The sequence below is a fragment of the Micromonospora sp. NBC_00858 genome (assembly GCF_045207365.1).
Taxonomy (GTDB): Bacteria; Actinomycetota; Actinomycetes; order Mycobacteriales; family Micromonosporaceae; genus Micromonospora.
In genome coordinates this window covers 43,291-63,477 of the sequence record NZ_CP108828.1, presented here as the reverse complement: position 1 = coordinate 63,477, position 20,187 = coordinate 43,291, and the positions used below count along the sequence as shown (strand labels likewise).

Here is a 20,187-nt window from a genome sequence, read left to right as displayed (position 1 = left end):
GGGCCACGATGGCGGCTCACTCGCCGACACCTGACGAGATGCTGAGGGGCATCACGACGATCGTGGAGACCACCCGCAGGGGCCAGCAGTCCCAGATCTGGTGGTTCCTGGCCGGGGTTGCCGCGTCGATCCCCGCAGGCATCCTGGTCAACCTCCTCACCGGCTGACCGGCGCCCGGCCGTCAGGGGCGCTGACCCGCCGGCACGCCCCGGCGGACCACGGCCAGGCCATCGCCCGCCCGGATCGCCGCCAGGTCCCCGTCGGTGTCGGTCCGCAACACCCGGGCACCGCCCCTGCTCAGCCGGGCGAGCAGCCCCGGATTCGGGTGCCCGTAGGTGTTGCCGGTGCCCACCGGCACCAGGGCGACGGCCGGCCGGACGGCGTCGAGAAACCCCGGATCCTGGTACGCCGAGCCGTGGTGGGCCACCTTCAACACCTCAGCCCGCAACTGCCCCGGCCCTGCCCGCGCCAGGATCGCGTGCTGCTCCTCGGTCTCGGCGTCGCCGGGCAGCAGGATCCGAACCCCGGCCACCGTGGCCCGCAACATAAGCGAGTTGTTGTTCGGGTCGGACCTCGTTCCGGCCAGCGGGTAGGGCGGGCCGAGCACGAGCAGGTCGACTCCGCCGACCGGATGGCGGGCACCGGCGACGGTGGTCAGCACCGCGGCCCGCCCGGCGGTCGCCGCCGCACGTACCAACTCCCGCCCGTTCTCCGGATCCGTCGACTGTGGCGTCAACACGGCGGCCACCCGGCGCCCCCGGAAGACCCCGGCCACCCCGCCCACGTGGTCGGCGTGGAAGTGGCTGACCACCAGCAGCGGCACCTCCCGGACGCCGAGCCGGCGCAGGCAGCCGTCCACCGCCGACGGCTCCGGACCGGCGTCCACCACCACCGCCCGGCCCGGGGCGACCGGCAGCACCAGGGCGTCGCCCTGACCGACCGCGCAGGCCACCACCACCCAGCCGGACGGCGGCCACCCGGAGGCCACCAGTCGGACCGGGAGGGCGCCCAGCAGCGCGGCCACGCCGACCACCGCCACCAGCCGGCGCACCAGCGGCCGGCGCACCGCGATCAGCAGCGCCACGGTCAGCCCGGCCAGCAGCAGGGCGCCCCACACCCCGCCCGGCCACGGCAGGGTGCCGGCCGGCAGTCGGGCGCCCTGCTTGGCGATGACCACCAGCCACCAGGCCGGCCAGCTCGCCAGCCAGGCGGCAAACTCGGCGCCGGCCGGCCAGAGCGGCGACACGGTGGCCGCCAGCACGCCCAGCACGGTGGCCGGCGCGATGGCAGGCACCGCCAGCAGGTTGGCCGGCACCGCCACCAGGCTGACCGTGCCCGAGATGCCGGCGACGACCGGCCCGCAGGCCAGTTGCGCGGCCGCCGGCACGGCCAGTGCCTCGGCCAGCCCGGTCGGGACGCCCCGTCGGCGCAGCCCGTCTCGCCAGCGCGGGGCGAGCAGCAGCAGGCCACCGGTGGCCAGCACGGAGAGCGCGAACCCGGCGTCGCCGGCCAACTCCGGGTCGGCCAGCACCAGCACGGTGACGGCGGCGGCCAACGCGGGCAGCGCGGCCCGGGGCCGGCCTGCCGCCAGCGCGGCGAGCCCGATCGCGCCCATCGTGGCGGCCCGCACGACACTCGGCGACGGGCGCACCAGGATGACGAAACCCACCAGCGCCACCCCGCAGAGCCCGGCGGCGAGCCACGGGCCGGCCCGCGCCCACCGGGCCAGCAGCAGCACCGCGCCCACGACGATCGCCACGTTGGAACCGGAGACGGCGTTCAAATGCGTCATGCCGGTGGCCTGGAAGTCTTCCTCGACGCTGGGTGGCAGCCGACTGGTGTCGCCCACCACCAGCCCGGGCAGCAGACCACCCGGCTCGTCGGGGAGCGGCGCGCAGGCCCGTTGCAGGCCGGCGCGCAGCGTCCCGGCGGCGCGCTGTGCCCAGGACGGCACACCGTGCCGCACGGGCGGGCCGGTGGTGCTGAGCACCGCAGCGGTGAGGTCACCTCCGCGCGGGACGCCGAGCCGACCCTCGGCGGTGAGGCGCTGCCCGGGCAGCAACCCCCGCCAGGCCGGGTCGGTGGCCAGAATCAGCAACCGCACCGATGCTTCGACCCGTCGGCCGTCCGGGCCGGTGAATCGCACCAGCTCCGTCGGCACCAGCAACATGCCCCGCCGCGCGGCGGACCGGATCGGACGCGGATCGTCCCGGACGACCAGGTCAGCGGTGACCGGGGCGTGCTGCTCGGCCAGGACGCGGATCGGCTGCGCGTCCCGGACGACGAGCCGGGCGGCGGTGGCTGTCGCGCCGCAGACCACGCCGAGGCCGACCGCCACAGCGATCCAGCCGTACCGGCGGGCGGTGGCACGGGGGTGGCCGAGGCGGCCGAGCAGGTGCAGGGCGCTCAACGCCGTCAGGCCGGCGGCTGTGCCGCCCAGCATCAGGACCGGCCGGGCGCCGAGGTGCAGGCCGGCGAGTGCGCTGAGCCAGGCGGCCACGGCGAGCCCGGCCAGCCGCAGGTCCGGCGGCGAGGGCTGGGGTTGGTCGGCGCTCAAGCCGCCCGGCGGCGGGTCATCGGCGACGGGCTGGCCCCTCACACCGTCACCAGATCCTTGAGCTGCTCGTAGCGGGCGTCGCCGATCCCGTCGACCTGGCGCAGGTCGCCGACGGACTTGAACCCGCCGTGCTGATCCCGGTGCGTGAGGATCCGCTGGGCGAGCACCGGCCCGACTCCGGGCAACGCGTCGAGCTGCGCCAGTGTGGCGGTGTTGAGGTTCAGCGGCCCGGCGGCGGGTGCCGCCCCACCCGCCGCCGGGCCGGCCGCATCGCCCGGCACCGGCGGTGGCGTCACCCCCACCACGATCAGCTCCCCGTCGGTGACCTTGCGGGCGGGATTGAGCAGCGCCACGTCGACACCGGGCAGCGCGCCGCCGGCCGCCTGCACCGCGTCGGCGAGGCGGGATCCGGCCGGCAACCGCACCAGCCCGGGTCGACGGACCTTGCCGGCGACCGCCACCACCAGCTCGCCCGAGCCGGAGGCGCTGGGGTCACCCGCCGAGGTGGCCGGAGCGGCCTCGCTGGCCAGCGGCGCGACCAGCTCCTGCTGCGGCCGGGACCGCCAGGCCCAACCGGCGGCACCGAGCACGACCACCGCGGCCACGACCGCCAGCGCCCGCACGCCGCGCCGCCCCGGGTCGAACGCCCCGGGACCGGGCAGCCGCGAACCCGGCCCGGCTGCGAGGCCGTCCGGCCCCGGCAGCCCGCCCGCGTCCGGCTCCACCAGCGGCACCCCGGCCCGGGGCGGCAACGCGCCGACCGGCGGGGCCGTCAGCCGGCGCAGACGCTGGCGTACCTCTGTCTCCTCGTCGTGCGACACGACGCGACGCTATGGCGACGGACGGCGCGGCGGCGCGGCCTGGCCTCGCCCTGTGGACAAGTAACGCCAGTGTGGACAACGCCCTGATCATGCATGAACGTGCTACAGGTAGGGCCGCGTGATGATCTCGATAGCGTGCCCCGCCGGGTCCATGAAGTAGAAGCCGCGCCCGCCGTGCTCGGTGTTGGTCTCCCCCGGCCGTTTCATCTGCGGATCGGCCCAGTACGTGATGCCTCGCTCCTCGACAAACGCCAGGCACCGCGGGAACAGGTCGTCGTCGACAAGGAACGCGTAATGCTGCATCTGGATGTCCACCGGCGGCTCGGCGAACTGGAGCAGCACGCCCTCGTCCAGCAGGACGTTCACGAACGGCCCCCAAGAGGGTGCCTCGGGCAGCTCGAACAACCCCCGATAGAACGCGGCCGACGCGTGCTTGTCCTTGGTGGCGATGATGGTGTGGTTGAACGTGACTGTCATGCGTACCGTCTTCCCGGTCGATCCGAAGACCCGACCGGAAGCCCACAGCGTTCACCCAGCCACACCTATGACAAAGCCCCGAGGGCGCCGACGCCCCGGATCCCGCACGAGAGACGCGTACGTCGCGTCTATCTCGGCGTGGTGGCTGAAGTAGCCAGAACCTCCGGGGGGTAGGCCCATCTGGGGCGCGCAGCGAGGCTAACACAGCAACGCGGCATGATCAGTCACTGCTTCTACTGATGGGTTGTCGCCTTGTCTTGATCAGGTTCGGGCTGGAAACATGATCTCCGCTGAAGTCCAGGAGAGCCGATCATGCCAACCAGGCCACCGCATTACCGTCGCGTCGCTGATGACATCGAGCAGAAGATCCGCTCAGGCGAATACCTGCCTGGCCAACAACTGCCGTCAGTCTCCGAAATCGGCGAGATCTACAAGGTGGCGCGCTCAACGGCCTATCGAGCCGTCAAAGAGCTGCACGAGCGGAACCTGGTTTACGGCCAGCAGGGGCAGGGCGTCTTCGTAGCCGACAACTAGTGCACGTGTCTGACTCGGACGGTTGAGACGGCATCTTCGTGCTGACTCGGCACTACACGTTGCTCGATTACAGTCGTGCCCTGGCCGCCCACGATGCGCCGAAACCCTGCCGACGGCGTCCTCGCCGAACTCGCCTGGCCTACGAACGGGCCGCTTACACCAAGCAATCCTCGAACGCCCACGACCGCCAGAACGGGCATGCCGGCCTGGCCGGTTCCATGCCGCCGGACTCGACGCTAGGCGACGGACGGCGCCGTGGGACGCGGCGACCTGCGACAGATAAGCCCCGGCACACCCATCACGGGTGACCGGGGCTCCACCTTGCGTCGATCAGCCTTGGGCGGCGATCCCCTTGGCCAGGTTCACGAAGCTCTGCCAAGCCTCCGGCCCGAAGGTCAGCGTGCCACCGTCGCGGTCCTTCGTGTCGCGGACGAGCACGACGCCAGGAAGGTTGTCGGCGACCTCCACGCACGCCCCACCGTTCGAGCTGCTGCGGGTGCTGGTGCGCCAGTGGGCGCCGGTCAGGTCAACCATGCTCGCGCTCTCATCAGATCGATGGTCAGGTCTCGCGGTAGCGCGACCGACCTCACGGTATCCCACACCGCCCACAACGGAGCAACGTCATTACTGATGCGCCCGGACGCCTGGTCATCTAGGTAGCCGACATCCTGACCTGCCGGTGTGCTGGCGATGACGAAGGGTCCGGCCTGTCCGGGGTGGAAACCAGCCGTCAGCGGGACCACGTGAATCATGACGGCTGGCCGCTCGGCGAGCGCCATCAGGTGATCGATCTGATCGGTCATAATGTCGGGTTTCCCCCGGCGTAGTGCGGCCTCGTCGACGACGAAGACGGTGAGCGGCGGACGAGGCCGATCAAACACGGCAGCCTGACGGCGAAGGCGGGTCTCGACGTGCCCTTGAATATCGTCGCTAGCCCATTGCCCGCTACTCAGCACGGCTCGCGCGTACGCCTCGGTCTGAAGGAGACCGGGTAACACGGCGGACTCGTACCAACGCAACGCGAGAGCCTCACGCTCGATGTCGGTCCACGGCCGGAACCATGCTGGCTCTCGTCGCTTGAACAGGTCGGGCCAAAGGTCCGCCTCTTCGCGGCCGAGAATTCCCGCGACCGTCGATCGGTGACGCGTCTGCGGGATACGTCCGGGGTTCGCCCACTTGGCTGCCGTCTTCGGGTCGACGCCTATCTGAGCTGCGAGGCTGTCCGCTGTTTCGCCGGCTGCCGACATCGCCTCAATGACTGCGTGGTTCATCCGAATCCTCCCCGGAACGTTCTGCACGTCCACAGGAGATACTGCTACGCAGTGTGTTCGGCCCGCAACCCTTGGCAAGGTGCTTCGTGGACGGCGCGGCCGGCAGGGACCCGAACCCGGCGGACGCGTTCGTAGCGGGGCCGCCCCACGGGCGAGCACTCACGGGGCGGCCCCTCCCACCAGCACCCAGGGGAGACCGTGCCGAACAACAAGCCGCAGCCGAAGCCCGCAAACCCGCCACCGACGCCACCGCCGGCGTCGCCGCCCGCCCGGCCGGTCGTACGGGGCCCCATCGGGCCGTTCATCCCGCCGTTCCGTGGGCCGGGCCAGGTCGGGAACCGCGTTCCCGATCGCCGTCGGTGGTCGCGGTGACCACGCGCAAGGTTCATCCCAGCGACGTTCTGCTCCTGACCCGTGCGGCAAGCCCGCAGTTCTTCCGACCCATCACGGTCCGGGTCATCCGGGTCCTGGACTGGATCACGTACGACGGCTGGCTGTGGATCGACGCCTACCAGCTCGGGCCTGACGGCATGGCGCTGGCCCGGCGGTCCCTGTACTTCATGCCGGAGGGTGCGCAGCGGGTGATCGCTCCTGCGCTCGCTCCGGAGAGTCGCCGGCCAGTCCGCCGGGACCCGGTGCGGGTCGGCGGATGACCGGCCGCTCGGAACACCCCGTGATCAAGCCATCGTGGCGCTGCCGGACCTGTGGGATCGCTTGGCCCTGCTCGGCCGCGAAGCTGCGTCTCCTCGGCGAGTACCGCAACGACCGCCCGGCCCTGCTGGTCCACCTGGCGTCCCTTCAGGAGGAAGCAGCCGGCCACCTCGCCGCGCTCAACCCGAGCGCCCTGCCGGCCAACCTCACTGACCGCTTCGTCGACTGGGCTCGTGGCCGCTGACTGTCAGCGGGCCTCCGGGTCGAGGCCGAGCACGGCCCGTCCCCCGTCCACAGGCAAAGTCACCCCGTTGATGAAGCTCGCCGCTGGCGACAGCAGGTACGCGACCGCCTCCGCCACCTCGTCGACCCGCCCAATCCGGCCCACCGGGTGCAGCCGGGTCAGTTCGGCGTCGATCCACTCGGCCTGGGTGGGCTCCTGGGTGGCCAGAAAGTCGGCATGGCGCTCGGTGGCGATCGAGCCGAGCGCGACCGCGTTGGCGCGGATGCCGTGCCGCCCGTACTCGACGGCCAGCGCTCGGGTGAGCCCCTCCACGGCCGCCTTCGCCGTCGAGTACGGCAGGGCGCCCGACACCGGCCGGTGGGCCTGGTGCGACGAGATGTTCACGATGGACCCGCCCGCGCCGGCGGCCAGGAACCGGCGGACCGCCACCGCGGCGCCCACCACGGCCGGGCGCAGGTTCTGCCCGATCAGGTCCAGCACCACGTCGGCCGACGCCGAGTGCAGCGAGGCGTCCCGGAACACCGCCGCGTTGTTCACCCAGCCGGTCAGCGGCGCGGCCCGCTCCGCCTGGTCGGCGGCCTGCTCGGCCACCCGCTCGTCGCTGGCGTCTCCGACCACCGCGACCAGCCGGTCGGCGGCCGGGTGCCCGGCCAGCCAGTCCAGCGCGTCGGCGTCGCGCTCCATGACGACGACGGTGCCACCGGTCGTCACCAGCCGTTCCACCACGGCCCGGCCGACACCACGGCCACCGCCGGTCACCACGCACGATGTGGGCACCGGCTCAGCCTGCCGGCCGTCGGTGGACGACCACGCAGGCCAGCCCCGGACCGGCGTGCGCGGCGACCACCGCGCCCGCCTCGGAGACGTACGTGTCGTGCAGCCGGTCACCCAGCCGCTCGGTCAGCGCGGCGAGCAGCGCCTCGGCCCGCTGCGGCGCGGCCAGGTGGTGCACCCCGAGGTCCACCTCGTCGTCCCCGGCCGCCTCGACGGCCAGGTCGACCAGCCGGGCCACTCCCCGGCTGGCGGTCCGTACCTTTTCCCGCAGCACGATCGCGCCGTCCGGCATGTGCATGATCGGCTTGACCGACAGGGCGGTGCCGAACAGCGCCTCGGCCGCGTTGATCCGGCCGCCCCGGCGGAGGAATTCCAGCGTGTCGACGTAGAACCAGACCGTGGTCCGGGCGACGGCGGCGAGCGCAGCGTCGCGTACCCCGGCCAGGTCGGCGCCGGCCTCGGCGGCCTTGGCGGCCGCGATGGCCGGGAACCCGAGGCCCATGCCGGTCGAGCGGCTGTCCACCACGGCGACGCGGCCGTCCAGGTCGGCGGCGGCCAGCCGGGCCGCCTCGACCGTGCCGGAGAGGGTGGCGGAGAGGTGCACCGAGACGACTCCGTCGGCGCCGGCGTCGAGCAGCCGGCGGTACGTCTGCGCGAACTGTTCAGGTGCCGGTCGGGATGTGGTGGCCGTGACCCGCCGTCCGCTCAGCGCCAGGGTGGCGTCGGCGGGCTGGGTCTCCACCCCCTCCAGCCCTTCCGCGCCGTTGAGCACGACGGTCAACGGGACGACGGTCAGCCGGTGCGCCTGCACCAGGTCGGGCGGGAGGTAGGCGGTGGAGTCGATGACGACCGCGACGGGCATGCCCGGCACGCTAGCCGATCGAGGCCCTGAACGCCGAAGCGCGAGCGCACCCCGGGCAGTGGGGACGGCGGTCGGATCACGCCGGCGGGGGGACGGGACGGCGGCTCAGACCGCGTCGACGACGGCCGGTGCGGTGACCAGGCCGACGTTGTGCGCCCGCAGCTGCCAGCCGCGGACGTCGTCGTGCCGCAGCTCGGTCCAGTGGCAGTTGGCCAGTGAACCGATGGTGCGCAGCACGCTGGGATCCCAGCCGAGCAGGTGACCGACGCCCTGCCGGGAGCCGCCACCGTGGGTGGCGATCACCACGGTGCCGCCCGGTGCCGCGTCGGCCGCCTCCCGCAGCGCGGCGGCGACCCGTTCGCCGAGGTCGCGCAGGGGTTCCAGGTCAGAGCCCGGGGCCGGGTCACCGGCCCGCCAGCGGGTGTACTCGGCCGGGAAGCGCTCGGCGACCTCGGTGAGGTGCAGGCCCTGCCACTGGCCGAAGTGCCGCTCGCGCAGCCGAGCGTCGGTGCGGACCGGCAGCCCGGTCAGCGCGGCCAGCGCGGCGGCGGTCTCCGCGGCGCGGCTCAGGTCGCTGGACACGATGGCGTCGGGTCGCAGCGACGCGAGCAGCGGGGCGGCGGCGCGGGCCTGGTCGCGGCCCAGCTCGTTCAGGGGTACGTCGGTCTGCCCCTGAACTCGGTTGGCAGCGTTCCAGTCGGTGTTGCCGTGCCGCCAGACGATCAGTCGGGTCATTCGGCTGCGGCGGACCCGCCGGCGTCGGCCTCGACCAGGTCGCGGTCGACGAACGGGATGGTGGGGCAGTCCTTCCAGAGCCGGTCGAGCCCGTAGAACTCGCGCTCCTCGGTGTGCTGGACGTGCACCACGATGTCGACGTAGTCGAGCAGCACCCAGCGGCCACCACGCTCGCCCTCGCGCCGGATCGGCTTGGCCTTCTCCGGCAGCTCCAGCAGGCGCTCCTCGATGGCGTCGACGATGGCCAGCACCTGACGCTCGTTGGGGGCGGCGGCGAGCAGGAACGCGTCGGTGATGGCGAGCTGGTCGCCGACGTCGATGATCGCGATGTCCTGCGCCTTCTTGTCGGCGGCGGCCTGGGCGGCAGCGATTGCCAGCTCGTGAGCGCGTTCGGAAACTGTCACCATTCTCCTTCGATCAACCGTGCGATCCACCAAGCGTCTCATACCCGGCGACGCCCCGACTTGTCAGTTCTGGTCGATTAGGCGCATGAAACGCCCTATACCGGGCGTGATTAGCGCTGATAGAGGCTGCGCTTGCCGATGTACTGCACCACACCGTCGGGCACCAGGTACCAGACCGGCTCGCCCCGGGCCACTCGCGCGCGGCAGTCGGTCGACGAGATGGCCATCGCCGGCACCTGGACCAGGCTGACAGTGTCCGCCGGCAGGTGCTTGTCGGTGAGCCGGAAGCCGGGCCGGGTCACCCCGATGAAGTGGGCCAGCTCGAAGATCTCGTCCAGATCCTTCCAGGACAGGATGCGTTGCAGCGCGTCCGCGCCGGTGATGAAGAACAGCTGCACCTTGGGGCCGTACTCGGCCTGAAGGTCGCGCAGCGTGTCGACGGTGTAGGTCGGCCCATTCCGGTCGATGTCGACCCGGCTGACCTGGAAGCGGGGGTTGGAGGCGGTGGCGATGACCGTCATCAGGTAGCGGTCCTCGGCGGGGCTGACCGGCTCGTCGGACTTCTGCCACGGCTGCCCGGTGGGGACGAAGACCACCTCGTCCAGGCCGAACCGGTCCGCCACCTCGCTGGCCGCGACGAGGTGCCCGTGGTGGATCGGGTCGAAGGTGCCACCCATGATCCCAATCCGCCGGATATCTTCCTCCACCCCGTGATCGTAGGCCGGACGCCGGGGCGGGCCGTTGCGGCCCGGTTCAGGGGTCGCGCTCCGGGCACTCGTGGGCATATACTCGCCTACGAGTAATCGGATACGAGGAACGGGAGAACGTCGTGCCGAAGCGGCGCAAGGTCGGCAACCTGCTGGCGCTGGCCGTGCTGTCCGCCCTGGTCCAGCGGCCGATGCACCCGTACGAGATCGCCACCGCACTGCGCGCCTGGGGCAAGGACCAGGACATGGAGTTCAAGTGGGGATCCTTCTACACGGTGATCCGCAACATGGACAAACACGACATGATCGAGGAGGTGGAGAGCCTCCGCGAAGGCCGGCGCCCGGAACGCACCGTCTACCGGATCACCGACGCGGGGCGGGCGGAGCTGGTCGACTGGGCCCGCGAGCTGGTCTCCACCCCGATGCCCGAGCATCCCCGCTTCCGCGCCGGCCTGTCCGTGCTCGCCGCACTGCATCCCGACGAGGCCACCGACCTGCTGCGGCAGCGGCTCGACCTGCTGGACGACGCGATCCGCCAGGACCGCGAAGCGCTCGACGCGCACCTGCGGGAGATCCCGCGACTGTTCCTGGTCGAGACGGAGTACGACCTGGCCATGCGCGCCGCCGAGGCGGCCTGGCTACGGGCACTGCTCGCCGAGCTGACCTCGGGCAGCTACCCCGGGCTGGACATCTGGCGGGCCTACCACGAGACCGGCGAGGTGCCAGCCGAGCTGACCGAGCTGGCGGAGAGGACCAGCACCCCCGACCCCAGCACCCGACGCCCCGAGACCCCCAACTGAAAGACGGCCCCGGCGGGGTGCGCCAACACCCCGCCGGAGCCCTTACCTCGAACCGACACCTGGAAAGGCACCCGGCCCGAAGCGGCAAACACGAGGATAACCGGGTTCCCTCCCAGGTCGGTTCGCCCGCGCACGGACCGACGACACCCAGGGAGAGAACATGACCACGGTACGAACCGCGATCGTCATCGGCGGCGGCATCGCCGGCCCGGTGACGGCACTCGCACTGCGCCGCGCCGGCATCACCGCCACCGTCCACGAGGCGTACCCCGCCACCGCCAGCGGAGTTGGCGGCATCGGCGGCACGCTCGCGCTCGCGCCCAACGGCGTGGCGGCCCTGCAAACGGTCGGCGCGGACCAGGCGGTGACGGCAATCGCCACCCCGATCGAGCGCAGCGTCATGGCGGTCGGCCGCCGCCGCATCGACCTGCCCATCCTGGCCGGAGTGCCGCCGCTGCGCGTGGTGCACCGGGCCGAACTGCACCGGGTGCTGCACGACCGGGCGGTCGCCGAGGGCGTCGCTTTCGCGTACGGCAAGCGGCTGGTCGGCGCCGAGCAGACGGACAGTGGCGTGACCGCCCGCTTCGAGGACGGCAGCACCGCCACCGCCGACATTCTGGTCGGCGCCGACGGCATCCGGTCGACGGTCCGTGGTCTCATCGACCCGGCCGCGCCCGGCCCCCGGTTCACCGGGCTGCTCGGCTTCGAGGCGGTGGCCCGGCACGAGGTGGACGTCGAGCCGGGCACGATGACCTTCGCGTTCGGGCGACGCGGCTACTACCTCTACTGGCCGGAGCCCGGCGGCGGCACCCGGTGGGGGGCCAACCTGCCGCAGCAGCGGCCGATGAGCCTGGTCGAGGCCCGCGCGGTGCCGTCGGCGGAATGGCTGGCCACGCTGCGCACCACCTACGGCGACGACGATCCGGGCCGGGAATTGGTGGCGACCAGCAACGCCGACGAGCTCCAGGTGGTCGGTTCGCTGCAGATCATGCCGCCCGTGCCGCACTGGCACCGGGGGCGGATGGTGCTGGTCGGCGACGCGGCGCACGCGCCGTCGAACAGCTCCGGGCAGGGCGCGTCGCTGGCCATCGAGAGCGCGGTGCAGCTCGCCCGCTGCCTGCGCGACCTGCCGGACGTGGCGTCGGCGTTCGCCGCGTTCGAGCGGCTCCGCCGCTCGCGGGTCGAGAAGGTCGCCGCCCGCGCGGCGCGGATCAACCACGCCAAGGCGCCGGGGCCGGTCGCCCGGACGCTGATGCCACTGCTGATGCCCCTGCTGACGCGCACCGCCATGGACCCGGAGAAGACGGTCGCCCACGAGCAGCGCTACGTCATCGACTGGGACGCGCCGGTCACGGCAGAGCCCGCGCTGCGCTGAGCCGCGGGCGGGGTGGCCGGTGGGCCACCCCGCCCCGACCGGTCTGTCAGGCCGCCGCGGCGGCCATCGCGGTCCGGGCGACCAGCGCACGGCGCAGGTCGTCGTCGGCGTCGGTGACCACCCGGCGCAGGCCCGGGGTCAGGTCGTCGCGGGCCAGCAGCGCGGCGGCCGCCTCCCGGGTCGGCTGCGCCACGGCGTAGCGGGGGAACGCCAGGGAAGCCACCCGGTCGGCCGTCCACGCGGTACGCCGTCGCGCGGCCGCCGGCATGTCCGCGAAGTACCGCTCGACGTACGCGGCGGTCAGCTCGGCCTGTTCGGGTTGCCAGAACCCCTCGGCCGTCGCCTCCAACAGCCGGTTGGACAGCTCGGTGTCCCGCACGATGATCTCCCATGCCGCCTGCTTGGCGGCCGGGTCGGGCAGCGCGGCCCGGCAGCGGGCGGCTCGCTCCGCGCCGGTGGCGCTGGGGTCGGCGGCCGCCTCAGCGACGATCTCCGCCTCGCCGGCGGCGCCCAGCACCACCAGCCGGCGCAGCATCGCCCAGCGCAGCTCGGCGTCGACCTTCAGCCCCGCCGGCACGTCCCGGCCGGCGAGCCAGCCGGTGAGCAGGTCCGCGTCGGTGGTCGCGGCGATCCACGCCCGCGCCGCGGCGAGCTGCAACGACTCCCCCGCCGACGCGCCGTCGAGCAACTGCCGACACGCCCCGGCGACCCGGGCCAGCGCCGCGGACCGGGTCAGCGGGTCGAGGTAGCGATCGACCAGCGACCGGCTGAGGGTGAGCACGTCCTCCGCGATGATCACCTCGGTCTCGGCGGGCAGCGCGGCGACCATCAGGTCGACCAGGCCGCTGACCGGCCGCTCCCCGTCGGTCGCCGCGTCCAGCGCCTCGCCCCAGAGCACCGCCCGCGCCAACGGGTCGGCGAGCCCCGGCAGCACCAGCGGCACGGCGTCCGCCGACGCCGGGTCGAGGCGCACCTTGGCGAAGGTGAGGTCCCCGTCGTTGGGCAGCAGGAGTCGGGCCGCCGGCTGGCCGGTCAGCTCACCGAGCACCGTCCGGCCGCCGTCGGCGGCCGGGTCGAGGTCCACCTCGTCGCGCCGCACGGCGCCGTCCGCCGAGTAGCGGCCCACGCCGATCCGGTGCGGGCGAAGCACCGGGTACGACTCGGGCGCGGTCTGCACCACGGCCACCTCGGCGTAGCGGCCCTCGGCGTCGACGGCGACCTCGGCGCGCAGCGTGTTGACCTGCGGCCGGCGCAACCACACATCGGCCCAGCCGGAGAGGTCCCGGCCGCTCGCCGTGGTGAGACTGGCCAGCAGGTCGGCGAGGGTCGCGTTGCCGAAGCGGTGCGCGGAGAAGTGCGCGTTCAGCCCGGCGAGGAACGCCTCGTCACCGAGCCACGCGACCAGCTGCCGCAGCACGCTGGCCCCCTTGGCGTACGAGATGCCGTCGAAGTTGAGCAGGCCCTCGTCGGCGTCGGACACCTCCTCCGGAGCGACCGGGTGGGTGGAGGGGCGCTGGTCGGCGGCGTACCCCCAGGCCTTGCGGCGCATGGCGAAGGTGGTCCACGCCTGATCGAAACGGGTCGCCTCGGCGGTGACCCGGGTGCCCAGGTACTCCGCGAAGGACTCGTTCAGCCATAGGTCGTCCCACCAGCGCATGGTGACCAGGTCGCCGAACCACATGTGCGCCATCTCGTGCGCGATGGTGGTGGCCCGCAGCTCGCGCTGGGTGTCGGTGACCGCCGAGCGGAACACGTAGTCGTCGCGGAAGGTGACGATGCCCGGGTTTTCCATGGCGCCGGCGTTGAACTCGGGCACGAACGCCTGGTCGTACTTGCCGAACGGGTAGCGCTCGGTGAAGAGCTGGTGAAACCGGTCCAGGCACTGCCGGGTGATGGTGAAGATCTCGTCGGCGTCGGCGTCCAGGTGCTCGGCGAGCGACCGGCGGCAGTAGATGCCCAGTGGCACGCCGTCGTGCTCGGCCCGCCGCACGTGGTACGGCCCGGCGATCAGCGAGAAGAAGTAGGTGGCCAGCGGCGCGGTCGGGGCGAACTCCCAACGACCGGGCACGGGATTGGCGGCCACCTCGGCGTTGCTGGCCACCGTCCACTCTGGCGGGGCGGTGACCGCGAGGGTGAACGACGCCTTGAGGTCGGGCTGGTCGAAGGCGGCGAAGATGCGCTGCACGTTGTCGAGGAAGGTCACCGCGTAGAGGTAGGTCTCACCGTCGGCCGGGTCGACGAAGCGGTGCATCCCCTCCCCCGTGTTGGAGTACGCCATCTCCGCCTCGACGACCAGGGTGTTCTCCGCGGCAAGGTCGCTCAGCGGCAGCCGGTTGTCGGTCAACGCTGCGGGGTCGACGGCGCGGTCGTTGAGGCGTACCGCCAGCAGTGTGGCGGGTTTGATCTCGGCGAAGGTCGCGGTGCCGGGGGTCGCCCGGAACCGGATCTCGACGCGGGAGCGGAACAGCTCCCCACCACCGGTCAGGTCGAGGTCCACCTGATAAGACTCGACAGTAATCGCCGCGCCACGCGCGGTCGCCTCTACACGGGTCAGGCTCGGCATCCGCTTATCCTGCCCGATGGGGATCCGCACGCGGTCACCACACGACCCTCGGCACTGGAGGAAAGAACCATGGCGCAGCACCCCAAGGGCGACTTCGACCTCTCTCGGGCGGTCTGGCAGCGGGCCGACGGGGACACCTCCGACAGCGCCGTCGAGGTCGCCTTCGTCGATGACCTGATCGGGATGCGCAACTCCGCCGAGCCGGAGGGGGCGGTGCTGGTCTTCACCCAGGCCGAGTGGGACGCGTTCGTCGCCGGCGCGCAGGACGGCGAGTTCGACCTGGACTGACACTCGTCGCTGGCGCGGTGCCCCACCCGGGGCGCAACGCCGTCAGCCATCGCCGGTACCGTCGCCGTCGCCCCAGCCGAGCCCGCCGGGACCCGGGGCGTGATGGAAGCCGGGGTGGTCGGCCACGTCGACGCACCGCTCCCCGTCCGGGCCGACCGCCCCGCAGAACAGCCGTTCGGCGCGTTGCCAGGCGTCGGCCGGTGACAGGGCCGCCGCGCCGAGCGCCAGCTCCGGGCGGAGCAGGCTCAGCGCCTCGGCGTACGCCACGGCCAGCTCGCGGGCGTCGGCCGCGCCCGGCGCGGTGAAGCCCAGGTGCACCGTGAAGAACCGGTGCGGCCGGGTGGGTCTTCCGGGCGGACGGATCAGCCCTCCGCCGTCTCGACCCCTGCCGATGCCGAGCGCCCCGACCACTCGACGCTGCCGCCAGTACGGTGATCTGTTGTCCCGCATTCACCCTCCCCGTGATCCGTGGTCGCCGCCCGGCCACGCCACCGGGCAACCCGCCCGGCCCGGCTCTGTGGCCGGCCACCTACCGAGAAGCCAACCAGGTTTCCGCGCCGGTGGGAGGGGCCAGCAGACGCCGATCCGGTGGCCCCGGCGAGCGGACCGCCGGCCCAGCAGCGATCCGGGCGGCGGGATTCAGGAGCGCTGACCCGGGTAGACGCAGCCGACCGAGGAGACCGGCCAGCGGCGGACGGCCGCCACCCGCAGGTGAGGAGACCCGATGGCGACCATGCCGGCCGACCGCAGCCCGGACAGCACGCTCGCGTTCCTCCGCGCCGGCTACCGGTTCATCGGCGAGCGTTGCGACCGGTACGGCAGCGACGTCTTCCAGACCCGGATCCTGCTGACCCCGACCATCTGCCTGCGTGGCAGGCCGGCGGCGGAGCTGTTCTACGACACCGAGCGCTTCCAGCGGCGCACCGCGATGCCGCTGCGGGTGCAACGGACCCTCACCGGCCGGGGCGGGGTGCAGGGGCTGGACGGCTCGGAGCACCGGGACCGCAAGGCGATGCTCATGTCGATCATGACGCCGACCGCCATCCGGCAGTTGGGCCAGCTCTTCGACGACGAGTGGCAGGCCCGGATCCCCGCCTGGGAGGGTGCCGCGCCGGTGGTGCTCTACGACGAGCTGGGCAGGCTGCTCACCCGGGTGGTCTGCGCCTGGGCCGGGGTGCCGCTGGCCGCGTCGCAGGTCGACCGCCGTACCGTCGAGCTGCACGCCATGATCGAAGCCCCGGCGGTGGTCGGCCCCCGGCACTGGCGGGGGCGGCTCGCCCGTCGCCGGGCCGAACGCTGGCTCGCCGACGTCATCGAGCGGACCCGGGTCGGTAGCGTCGCCGCGCCGGCCGGCAGCGCGCTGCAGGTGATCGCCGAGCACCGGGACGCCCGGGGCAGGCTCCTCCCCCGGCGGATCGCCGCCGTCGAACTGCTGAACGTGCTGCGGCCGACGGTCGCCGTGGACCGGTTCATCGTCTTCGCCGCGCTCGCCCTGCACGACCACCCGGCCTGGCGGCAGCGGGTCCGCGAGGACGACGAGGCCACCGAGCAGTTCGTCCAGGAGGTACGCCGCTACTACCCGTTCTTCCCGGCCGCCGCGGCCCGGGTCCGGCGCTCCTTCGACTGGGAGGGTCACCACTTTCCGCAGGGCCGACGCGTACTGCTCGACCTGTACGGCACCAACCACCACCCGGCGCTCTGGCCACAGCCCGAGCTGTTCCGCCCGGAACGGTTCGCCGGCCGCCGCGTGGACCCGTTCGCGTTGATCCCACAGGGCGGCGGCGACCACAGGACCGGGCACCGCTGCGCCGGTGAGTGGATCACCATCGACCTGATGAAGCGGGCGGTCACCAACCTGACCAGCACCATGCGCTACGACGTCCCCCCGCAGAACCTGGCCCTGGATCTGCACAGGATGCCCGTCCTGCCCCCCACCGGCCTCACCCTCACCAACATCCGCCGCACCGCCTGACCCGGACGTCTGGGAATGGACCGCCCGCACCCGCAGCGCTACCCAGCGTCGGCCCGCAACGCCGAGGCCGGCCGCGCGCGGGCCGGAGAGCGGTCGAGCGACGGCCGCGCCGGCACGCCGCCACCCGCACTGCCGATGGCGTACGTCCTGCCGCTGCGCCGGACCACCGACGTTGGCCGGGCCGAGCTGACCGACTACCTGCGCTGGCTGGGCGACCGGGTCGAGGTGACCGTCGTCGACGGTTCGCCGCCGGATCTCTTCGCCCGGCACGCCGCCGCGTGGCGCGGACTGAACCTCCGGCACCTGCCGCCCGACCCCACCCTGCACGGGCTGAACGGCAAGGTGATCGGGGTGCTCACCGGCGTCCGCGGGGCGGGCCACGAGCACGTGGTGATCGCCGATGACGACGTCCGGTACGACGACGCCGGGCTGCGCGCGGTGCACCGGTTGCTGGGCCGGGTGGATCTGGTGCGACCGCAGAACTACTTCGACCCGCTGCCCTGGCACGCCTGGTGGGACACCGGCCGGACGCTGCTCAACCGGGCGTTCGGGGCGGACTACCCGGGCACCCTGGCGGTTCGCCGCAGCACCTTCCTCGGCATGGGCGGATACGACCCGAACGTGCTCTTCGAGAACCTGGAGCTGATCCGCACCGTGCGGGCGTACGGCGGCACCGAGGCCGCACCGGCCTGGCTGTACGTACGCCGGCTGCCGCCGGACGCCGCGCACTTCCGCGGCCAACGAGTCCGCCAGGCGTACGACGATCTGGCCCAGCCGGCCCGCCTGCTGACCGTGCTCGCGGTCCTGCCGGCGCTGGCGGCGGCCGTCGCGGCCCGTCGACCCGGACTACTGCTCGGTGCGGCGGCCGGCACCGTCGCCCTGGCCGAGTTGGGCCGCCGTCGCGCTGGCGGCAGCACGGTCTTCCCGCCGACAACCGCGCTGTCGGCCCCGCTGTGGCTACTGGAACGCGGCGCGTGCGGTTGGCTGGCGGTGGGCCGGCGTTTCCTGCTGGGCGGAGCCCGCTATGGCAACACCCGAATCCGCCAAGCCGCCCACCCCACCTCCCGCCTCCGCCCCCTTGCAGGGAACAGCCCGCGGGCAGCGGGGTGGCCGCGGGCTGTCGGGGTGGGGACGGATCAGTAGGTGACCTGCTGGCGGGACTGCTGTGCCTGGTCCTTGACGTCCTGCGCAGCCGACTTCGTGTCGTCCTTGACCACGTGCACGGCGCCCTGGGCGGTGGACTTCACCGACTCGGCGGCGTGCTGGGCCGGCTCGCGCAGCTCGTCCTTGAGCTCGCTGGCCACCTCGCCCAGCTTCTCCTTCACCGCCCCGCTGTGCTCGCCGACCTTCTCCTTGATCTGGGTCGCGGCCTCCTGCTCGCGACGGGAGGCCGGGATCAGCGAGGAGGCCAGCCAGCCCACCCCGAACGCGATCAGGCCGGCGGCCAGCGGGTTGCCCGCCGACTTCTGCCGGATCACGTGCGGCGCGCTGTGCGCGGCGTCGCTGACGGTGGAGGCCGCCGAGTGCGCGGCGTCGTTGACGCTGGAGGCCGCCGACGAGGCGCGGTCGCCCACCGAGTGGGCGGCGTGGCCGGTGCCGTGGCCGAGGTCAGACGCGGTTCCCATGACCTTGTCCCTCACATTCTGCAGCGCGGAGCGGGCTCGCTGCTTGCGGTCGTCGACGATGCGGCTGGGGCTGACCTTGTACGCCAGCGCGTCCACATCGGAGCTGAGGCTGTTGCGGGTGGCTTCGATCTCCCGGCGGATCTGGTCGGGATCGGTGCTCATCGGGTGACTCCCTCCGGGTGGGGCTTGAGCGCGTCGGGGATCCGCTGCACGCTGTCGTTGGTCTGCTTGAGGCCGCGTACGTGTTGGGCGTTCTTCTTGGCCATGGAGTAGAGAACCGCAGCGATCGCCGCCCAGATGACGGCCACGATCAGCCCGGCCCAGCCGGCGTCCATGACGTTGGACAGCCCGGCCCAGAGGGCCAGCGAAAGGAAGAGCGCCACCATGTAGCCGCCGAAGCCGGCCCCGCCGAAGAGCCCGGCAGCCTTGCCGGCCTTCTTGCCCTCCTGGCGGATCTCGGCCTTGGCCAGCTCGACCTCCTGGCGCATCAGCGTCGAGAGGTCACCGGTGACCTGACGCATCAGCTCACCGATGGAGCTGCCCTTCACCTCCGCCGCGGTGTGCGGGGCACCCGCGTCGGGGTGGTAACCGGAGTCCAGTCCGGACCCCTGCGTCGGCATGCTCATGCCGTCGCCTCCCTTCGGATGACTCGGTGGCTCACGGGCGGGTGGTGCCGCTGGACGGCACGCCGGGCAGCGGATCGGTCTGGGTCACCGGCGGCAGCGGCTGGCCGGTGCCGGTCTGCCCCGGGTAGTCGCCCCGGCGCGGGTCGGCGTACCCACCAGGCGCCGGGTCGGCGTAGCCACCGGGCGTCGGGTCGGCGTAGCCACCGGGCGTCGGGTCGGCGTAGCCGCCGGGCGTCGGCTCGGCGTACGTGCCGGGGGTCGGGTCGGCGTACCCGGCCGACGGGACGGCGTCCGGCACCGCGCGGGGCGCCGGCGTCGGGATCACGGCAGTCTGCTCCGGGTCGTACGCCCCAGCGCCCCGGTAGGTCGAGGAGCCGTTGCCGGAGTCGTCGCCAGCGGCGGAGATGCCGCGGGTCAGCCGGCCGGCCAGCACGCCGAGAACCGCCGCGCCGACCAGGAAGGTGCCCGGGTTACGCCGCGCGTAGTCGCGTACCTCGGTGAGCAGGTCGCCGGGCTCGCGCTCCTCGAGCCAGCCGGCCGCGCCGTGCACCCGGTCGGCAGCCTGACGGGCCAGCTCACTCACCGGACCGGCCTGGCCACCCTGCTCGGCCATCGAGCGCATCTCGTCGGCCAGCGAACGCAGCCCACCGGCGGCCCGGCGCTGCTGCTCACCGGTCTGGCTGGCGAGCTGGGTGCGGGCCTCGCCGTACAGGTTGCGGGCCTGCCGGGCAGCCTCACGGCCGACCTCGGTGCCCTGCTCCTTGGCGGTCTGGGCGACCGCACCGCCGGCCTGCGCGGCCTCGGAACCGACCTGGCGCGCCTGGTCGCGGACGCCACCGCCGTTGGTCGACTCCTGCCCGTACGTGGAAGACGTAGGTGAAAGATCGTAAGTCATGATTTC

Annotated in this window: 24 protein-coding genes; 9 read left to right on the top strand and 15 right to left on the bottom strand. The window is 73.0% G+C overall.

Features of this window, described 5'->3' with window-relative positions; genetic code table 11:
• The first annotated feature begins 38 nt into the window (after positions 1 to 38).
• Positions 39 to 167, top strand: coding sequence for a hypothetical protein (locus OG990_RS00310; protein WP_328419377.1), 129 nt, complete (start codon positions 39 to 41; stop codon positions 165 to 167).
• 14 nt (positions 168 to 181) lie between these two features.
• On the opposite strand, the gene OG990_RS00305 is transcribed toward OG990_RS00310, so the two are convergent.
• From OG990_RS00305 to OG990_RS00295, 3 genes are all read right to left on the bottom strand, one after another.
• On the bottom strand, positions 182 to 2,599 hold the full coding sequence (locus tag OG990_RS00305; protein ID WP_406078567.1) for a ComEC/Rec2 family competence protein: 2,418 nt from the start codon (positions 2,597 to 2,599) through the stop codon (positions 182 to 184).
• A complete protein-coding gene (locus tag OG990_RS00300) occupies positions 2,596 to 3,309 on the bottom strand; it encodes a helix-hairpin-helix domain-containing protein (protein ID WP_406081607.1) in 714 nt (237 codons plus the stop codon). Before OG990_RS00300 ends, OG990_RS00305 begins: the two co-directional genes overlap by 4 nt.
• A gap of 171 nt (positions 3,310 to 3,480) precedes the next feature.
• Entirely contained in the window at positions 3,481 to 3,855 is a 375-nt protein-coding gene (locus tag OG990_RS00295; RefSeq protein ID WP_406078566.1) for a VOC family protein, read from the bottom strand.
• A gap of 312 nt (positions 3,856 to 4,167) precedes the next feature.
• Here OG990_RS00295 and OG990_RS00290 point away from each other — a divergent pair, with 312 nt between their 5' ends.
• Positions 4,168 to 4,389, top strand: a complete 222-nt coding sequence (locus OG990_RS00290) for a GntR family transcriptional regulator (protein ID WP_406078565.1) — start codon at positions 4,168 to 4,170, stop codon at positions 4,387 to 4,389.
• Between the two features lie 330 nt (positions 4,390 to 4,719).
• On the opposite strand, the gene OG990_RS00285 is transcribed toward OG990_RS00290, so the two are convergent.
• Positions 4,720 to 4,914: a DUF397 domain-containing protein gene (locus OG990_RS00285; protein WP_355609230.1), complete on the bottom strand. Its 195-nt coding sequence runs from the start codon at positions 4,912 to 4,914 to the stop codon at positions 4,720 to 4,722.
• The gene (locus OG990_RS00280) at positions 4,911 to 5,660 is read right to left on the bottom strand and encodes a DUF5753 domain-containing protein (protein WP_406078564.1); all 750 of its coding nucleotides are present in this window, start codon (positions 5,658 to 5,660) and stop codon (positions 4,911 to 4,913) included. The genes OG990_RS00285 and OG990_RS00280 overlap by 4 nt, the downstream gene beginning before the upstream one ends.
• A gap of 368 nt (positions 5,661 to 6,028) precedes the next feature.
• Between OG990_RS00280 and OG990_RS00275 the strand changes: the two genes are divergently transcribed.
• Entirely contained in the window at positions 6,029 to 6,313 is a 285-nt protein-coding gene (locus tag OG990_RS00275) for a hypothetical protein (RefSeq protein WP_406078563.1), read from the top strand.
• Between the two features lie 20 nt (positions 6,314 to 6,333).
• Positions 6,334 to 6,555, top strand: a complete 222-nt coding sequence (locus tag OG990_RS00270; RefSeq protein ID WP_406078562.1) for a flavin reductase — start codon at positions 6,334 to 6,336, stop codon at positions 6,553 to 6,555.
• Between the two features lie 3 nt (positions 6,556 to 6,558).
• On the opposite strand, the gene OG990_RS00265 is transcribed toward OG990_RS00270, so the two are convergent.
• The 5 genes from OG990_RS00265 to nadD form a co-directional block, all read right to left on the bottom strand.
• On the bottom strand, positions 6,559 to 7,332 hold the full coding sequence (locus OG990_RS00265; protein WP_406078561.1) for an SDR family NAD(P)-dependent oxidoreductase: 774 nt from the start codon (positions 7,330 to 7,332) through the stop codon (positions 6,559 to 6,561).
• A gap of 4 nt (positions 7,333 to 7,336) precedes the next feature.
• Positions 7,337 to 8,191, bottom strand: a complete 855-nt coding sequence (locus OG990_RS00260; RefSeq protein WP_328419390.1) for a DegV family protein — start codon at positions 8,189 to 8,191, stop codon at positions 7,337 to 7,339.
• A 105-nt stretch (positions 8,192 to 8,296) separates the two neighbouring features.
• Positions 8,297 to 8,926, bottom strand: a complete 630-nt coding sequence (locus OG990_RS00255) for a histidine phosphatase family protein (protein WP_406078560.1) — start codon at positions 8,924 to 8,926, stop codon at positions 8,297 to 8,299.
• On the bottom strand, positions 8,923 to 9,330 hold the full coding sequence (gene rsfS / locus OG990_RS00250) for a ribosome silencing factor (protein ID WP_328419394.1): 408 nt from the start codon (positions 9,328 to 9,330) through the stop codon (positions 8,923 to 8,925). Before rsfS ends, OG990_RS00255 begins: the two co-directional genes overlap by 4 nt.
• Before the next feature lie 110 nt (positions 9,331 to 9,440).
• Complete coding sequence (gene nadD, locus OG990_RS00245; protein WP_328419396.1) at positions 9,441 to 10,037, bottom strand: nicotinate-nucleotide adenylyltransferase; 597 nt, start codon at positions 10,035 to 10,037, stop codon at positions 9,441 to 9,443.
• 122 nt (positions 10,038 to 10,159) lie between these two features.
• On the opposite strand from nadD, the gene OG990_RS00240 reads away from it, so the two are divergent.
• Both OG990_RS00240 and OG990_RS00235 read left to right on the top strand, forming a co-directional pair.
• Positions 10,160 to 10,837, top strand: a complete 678-nt coding sequence (locus OG990_RS00240) for a PadR family transcriptional regulator (protein ID WP_328419398.1) — start codon at positions 10,160 to 10,162, stop codon at positions 10,835 to 10,837.
• 160 nt (positions 10,838 to 10,997) lie between these two features.
• On the top strand, positions 10,998 to 12,212 hold the full coding sequence (locus OG990_RS00235) for an FAD-dependent monooxygenase (protein WP_406078559.1): 1,215 nt from the start codon (positions 10,998 to 11,000) through the stop codon (positions 12,210 to 12,212).
• Between the two features lie 46 nt (positions 12,213 to 12,258).
• Here the strand turns inward: OG990_RS00235 and pepN are convergent, their stop codons facing one another.
• Complete coding sequence (gene pepN / locus OG990_RS00230) at positions 12,259 to 14,775, bottom strand: aminopeptidase N (RefSeq protein WP_406078558.1); 2,517 nt, start codon at positions 14,773 to 14,775, stop codon at positions 12,259 to 12,261.
• A 69-nt stretch (positions 14,776 to 14,844) separates the two neighbouring features.
• On the opposite strand from pepN, the gene OG990_RS00225 reads away from it, so the two are divergent.
• Entirely contained in the window at positions 14,845 to 15,063 is a 219-nt protein-coding gene (locus tag OG990_RS00225) for a DUF397 domain-containing protein (RefSeq protein WP_121653657.1), read from the top strand.
• Between the two features lie 42 nt (positions 15,064 to 15,105).
• Here OG990_RS00225 and OG990_RS00220 read toward each other — a convergent pair whose 3' ends face one another.
• Positions 15,106 to 15,513, bottom strand: a complete 408-nt coding sequence (locus OG990_RS00220) for a hypothetical protein (RefSeq protein WP_406078557.1) — start codon at positions 15,511 to 15,513, stop codon at positions 15,106 to 15,108.
• Between the two features lie 274 nt (positions 15,514 to 15,787).
• Between OG990_RS00220 and OG990_RS00215 the strand changes: the two genes are divergently transcribed.
• Entirely contained in the window at positions 15,788 to 17,035 is a 1,248-nt protein-coding gene (locus OG990_RS00215; protein WP_406078556.1) for a cytochrome P450, read from the top strand.
• Between the two features lie 15 nt (positions 17,036 to 17,050).
• Positions 17,051 to 18,178 (top strand): glycosyltransferase, encoded by a 1,128-nt coding sequence (locus OG990_RS00210; protein ID WP_406078555.1) that lies wholly within the window; start codon positions 17,051 to 17,053, stop codon positions 18,176 to 18,178.
• On the opposite strand, the gene OG990_RS00205 is transcribed toward OG990_RS00210, so the two are convergent.
• Genes OG990_RS00205 through OG990_RS00195 form a run of 3 tightly spaced genes read right to left on the bottom strand, consistent with a single transcriptional unit; the run spans position 18,172 to position 20,181 of the window.
• Complete coding sequence (locus tag OG990_RS00205) at positions 18,172 to 18,822, bottom strand: DUF3618 domain-containing protein (protein ID WP_328419411.1); 651 nt, start codon at positions 18,820 to 18,822, stop codon at positions 18,172 to 18,174. The two genes, OG990_RS00210 and OG990_RS00205, sit on opposite strands and share 7 nt — an antisense overlap.
• Complete coding sequence (locus OG990_RS00200; RefSeq protein WP_328419412.1) at positions 18,819 to 19,286, bottom strand: phage holin family protein; 468 nt, start codon at positions 19,284 to 19,286, stop codon at positions 18,819 to 18,821. Before OG990_RS00200 ends, OG990_RS00205 begins: the two co-directional genes overlap by 4 nt.
• A gap of 31 nt (positions 19,287 to 19,317) precedes the next feature.
• Entirely contained in the window at positions 19,318 to 20,181 is an 864-nt protein-coding gene (locus OG990_RS00195; RefSeq protein WP_406078554.1) for a hypothetical protein, read from the bottom strand.
• Positions 20,182 to 20,187: the final 6 nt, after the last annotated feature.

Bases quoted from the DNA above. Each gene is read 5' to 3' on its own strand.
- OG990_RS00310 (WP_328419377.1), top strand. From the start codon at position 39: ATGCTGAGGGGCATCACGACGATCGTGGAGACCACCCGCAGGGGCCAG.
- OG990_RS00295 (WP_406078566.1), bottom strand. From the start codon at position 3,855: ATGACAGTCACGTTCAACCACACCATCATCGCCACCAAGGACAAGCAC.
- OG990_RS00290 (WP_406078565.1), top strand. From the start codon at position 4,168: ATGCCAACCAGGCCACCGCATTACCGTCGCGTCGCTGATGACATCGAG.
- OG990_RS00280 (WP_406078564.1), bottom strand. From the start codon at position 5,660: ATGAACCACGCAGTCATTGAGGCGATGTCGGCAGCCGGCGAAACAGCG.
- OG990_RS00260 (WP_328419390.1), bottom strand. From the start codon at position 8,191: ATGCCCGTCGCGGTCGTCATCGACTCCACCGCCTACCTCCCGCCCGAC.
- OG990_RS00255 (WP_406078560.1), bottom strand. From the start codon at position 8,926: ATGACCCGACTGATCGTCTGGCGGCACGGCAACACCGACTGGAACGCT.
- OG990_RS00235 (WP_406078559.1), top strand. From the start codon at position 10,998: ATGACCACGGTACGAACCGCGATCGTCATCGGCGGCGGCATCGCCGGC.
- pepN (WP_406078558.1), bottom strand. From the start codon at position 14,775: ATGCCGAGCCTGACCCGTGTAGAGGCGACCGCGCGTGGCGCGGCGATT.
- OG990_RS00225 (WP_121653657.1), top strand. From the start codon at position 14,845: ATGGCGCAGCACCCCAAGGGCGACTTCGACCTCTCTCGGGCGGTCTGG.
- OG990_RS00220 (WP_406078557.1), bottom strand. From the start codon at position 15,513: ATGCGGGACAACAGATCACCGTACTGGCGGCAGCGTCGAGTGGTCGGG.
- OG990_RS00215 (WP_406078556.1), top strand. From the start codon at position 15,788: ATGGCGACCATGCCGGCCGACCGCAGCCCGGACAGCACGCTCGCGTTC.
- OG990_RS00210 (WP_406078555.1), top strand. From the start codon at position 17,051: ATGGACCGCCCGCACCCGCAGCGCTACCCAGCGTCGGCCCGCAACGCC.
- OG990_RS00205 (WP_328419411.1), bottom strand. From the start codon at position 18,822: ATGAGCACCGATCCCGACCAGATCCGCCGGGAGATCGAAGCCACCCGC.
- OG990_RS00200 (WP_328419412.1), bottom strand. From the start codon at position 19,286: ATGAGCATGCCGACGCAGGGGTCCGGACTGGACTCCGGTTACCACCCC.
- OG990_RS00195 (WP_406078554.1), bottom strand. From the start codon at position 20,181: ATGACTTACGATCTTTCACCTACGTCTTCCACGTACGGGCAGGAGTCG.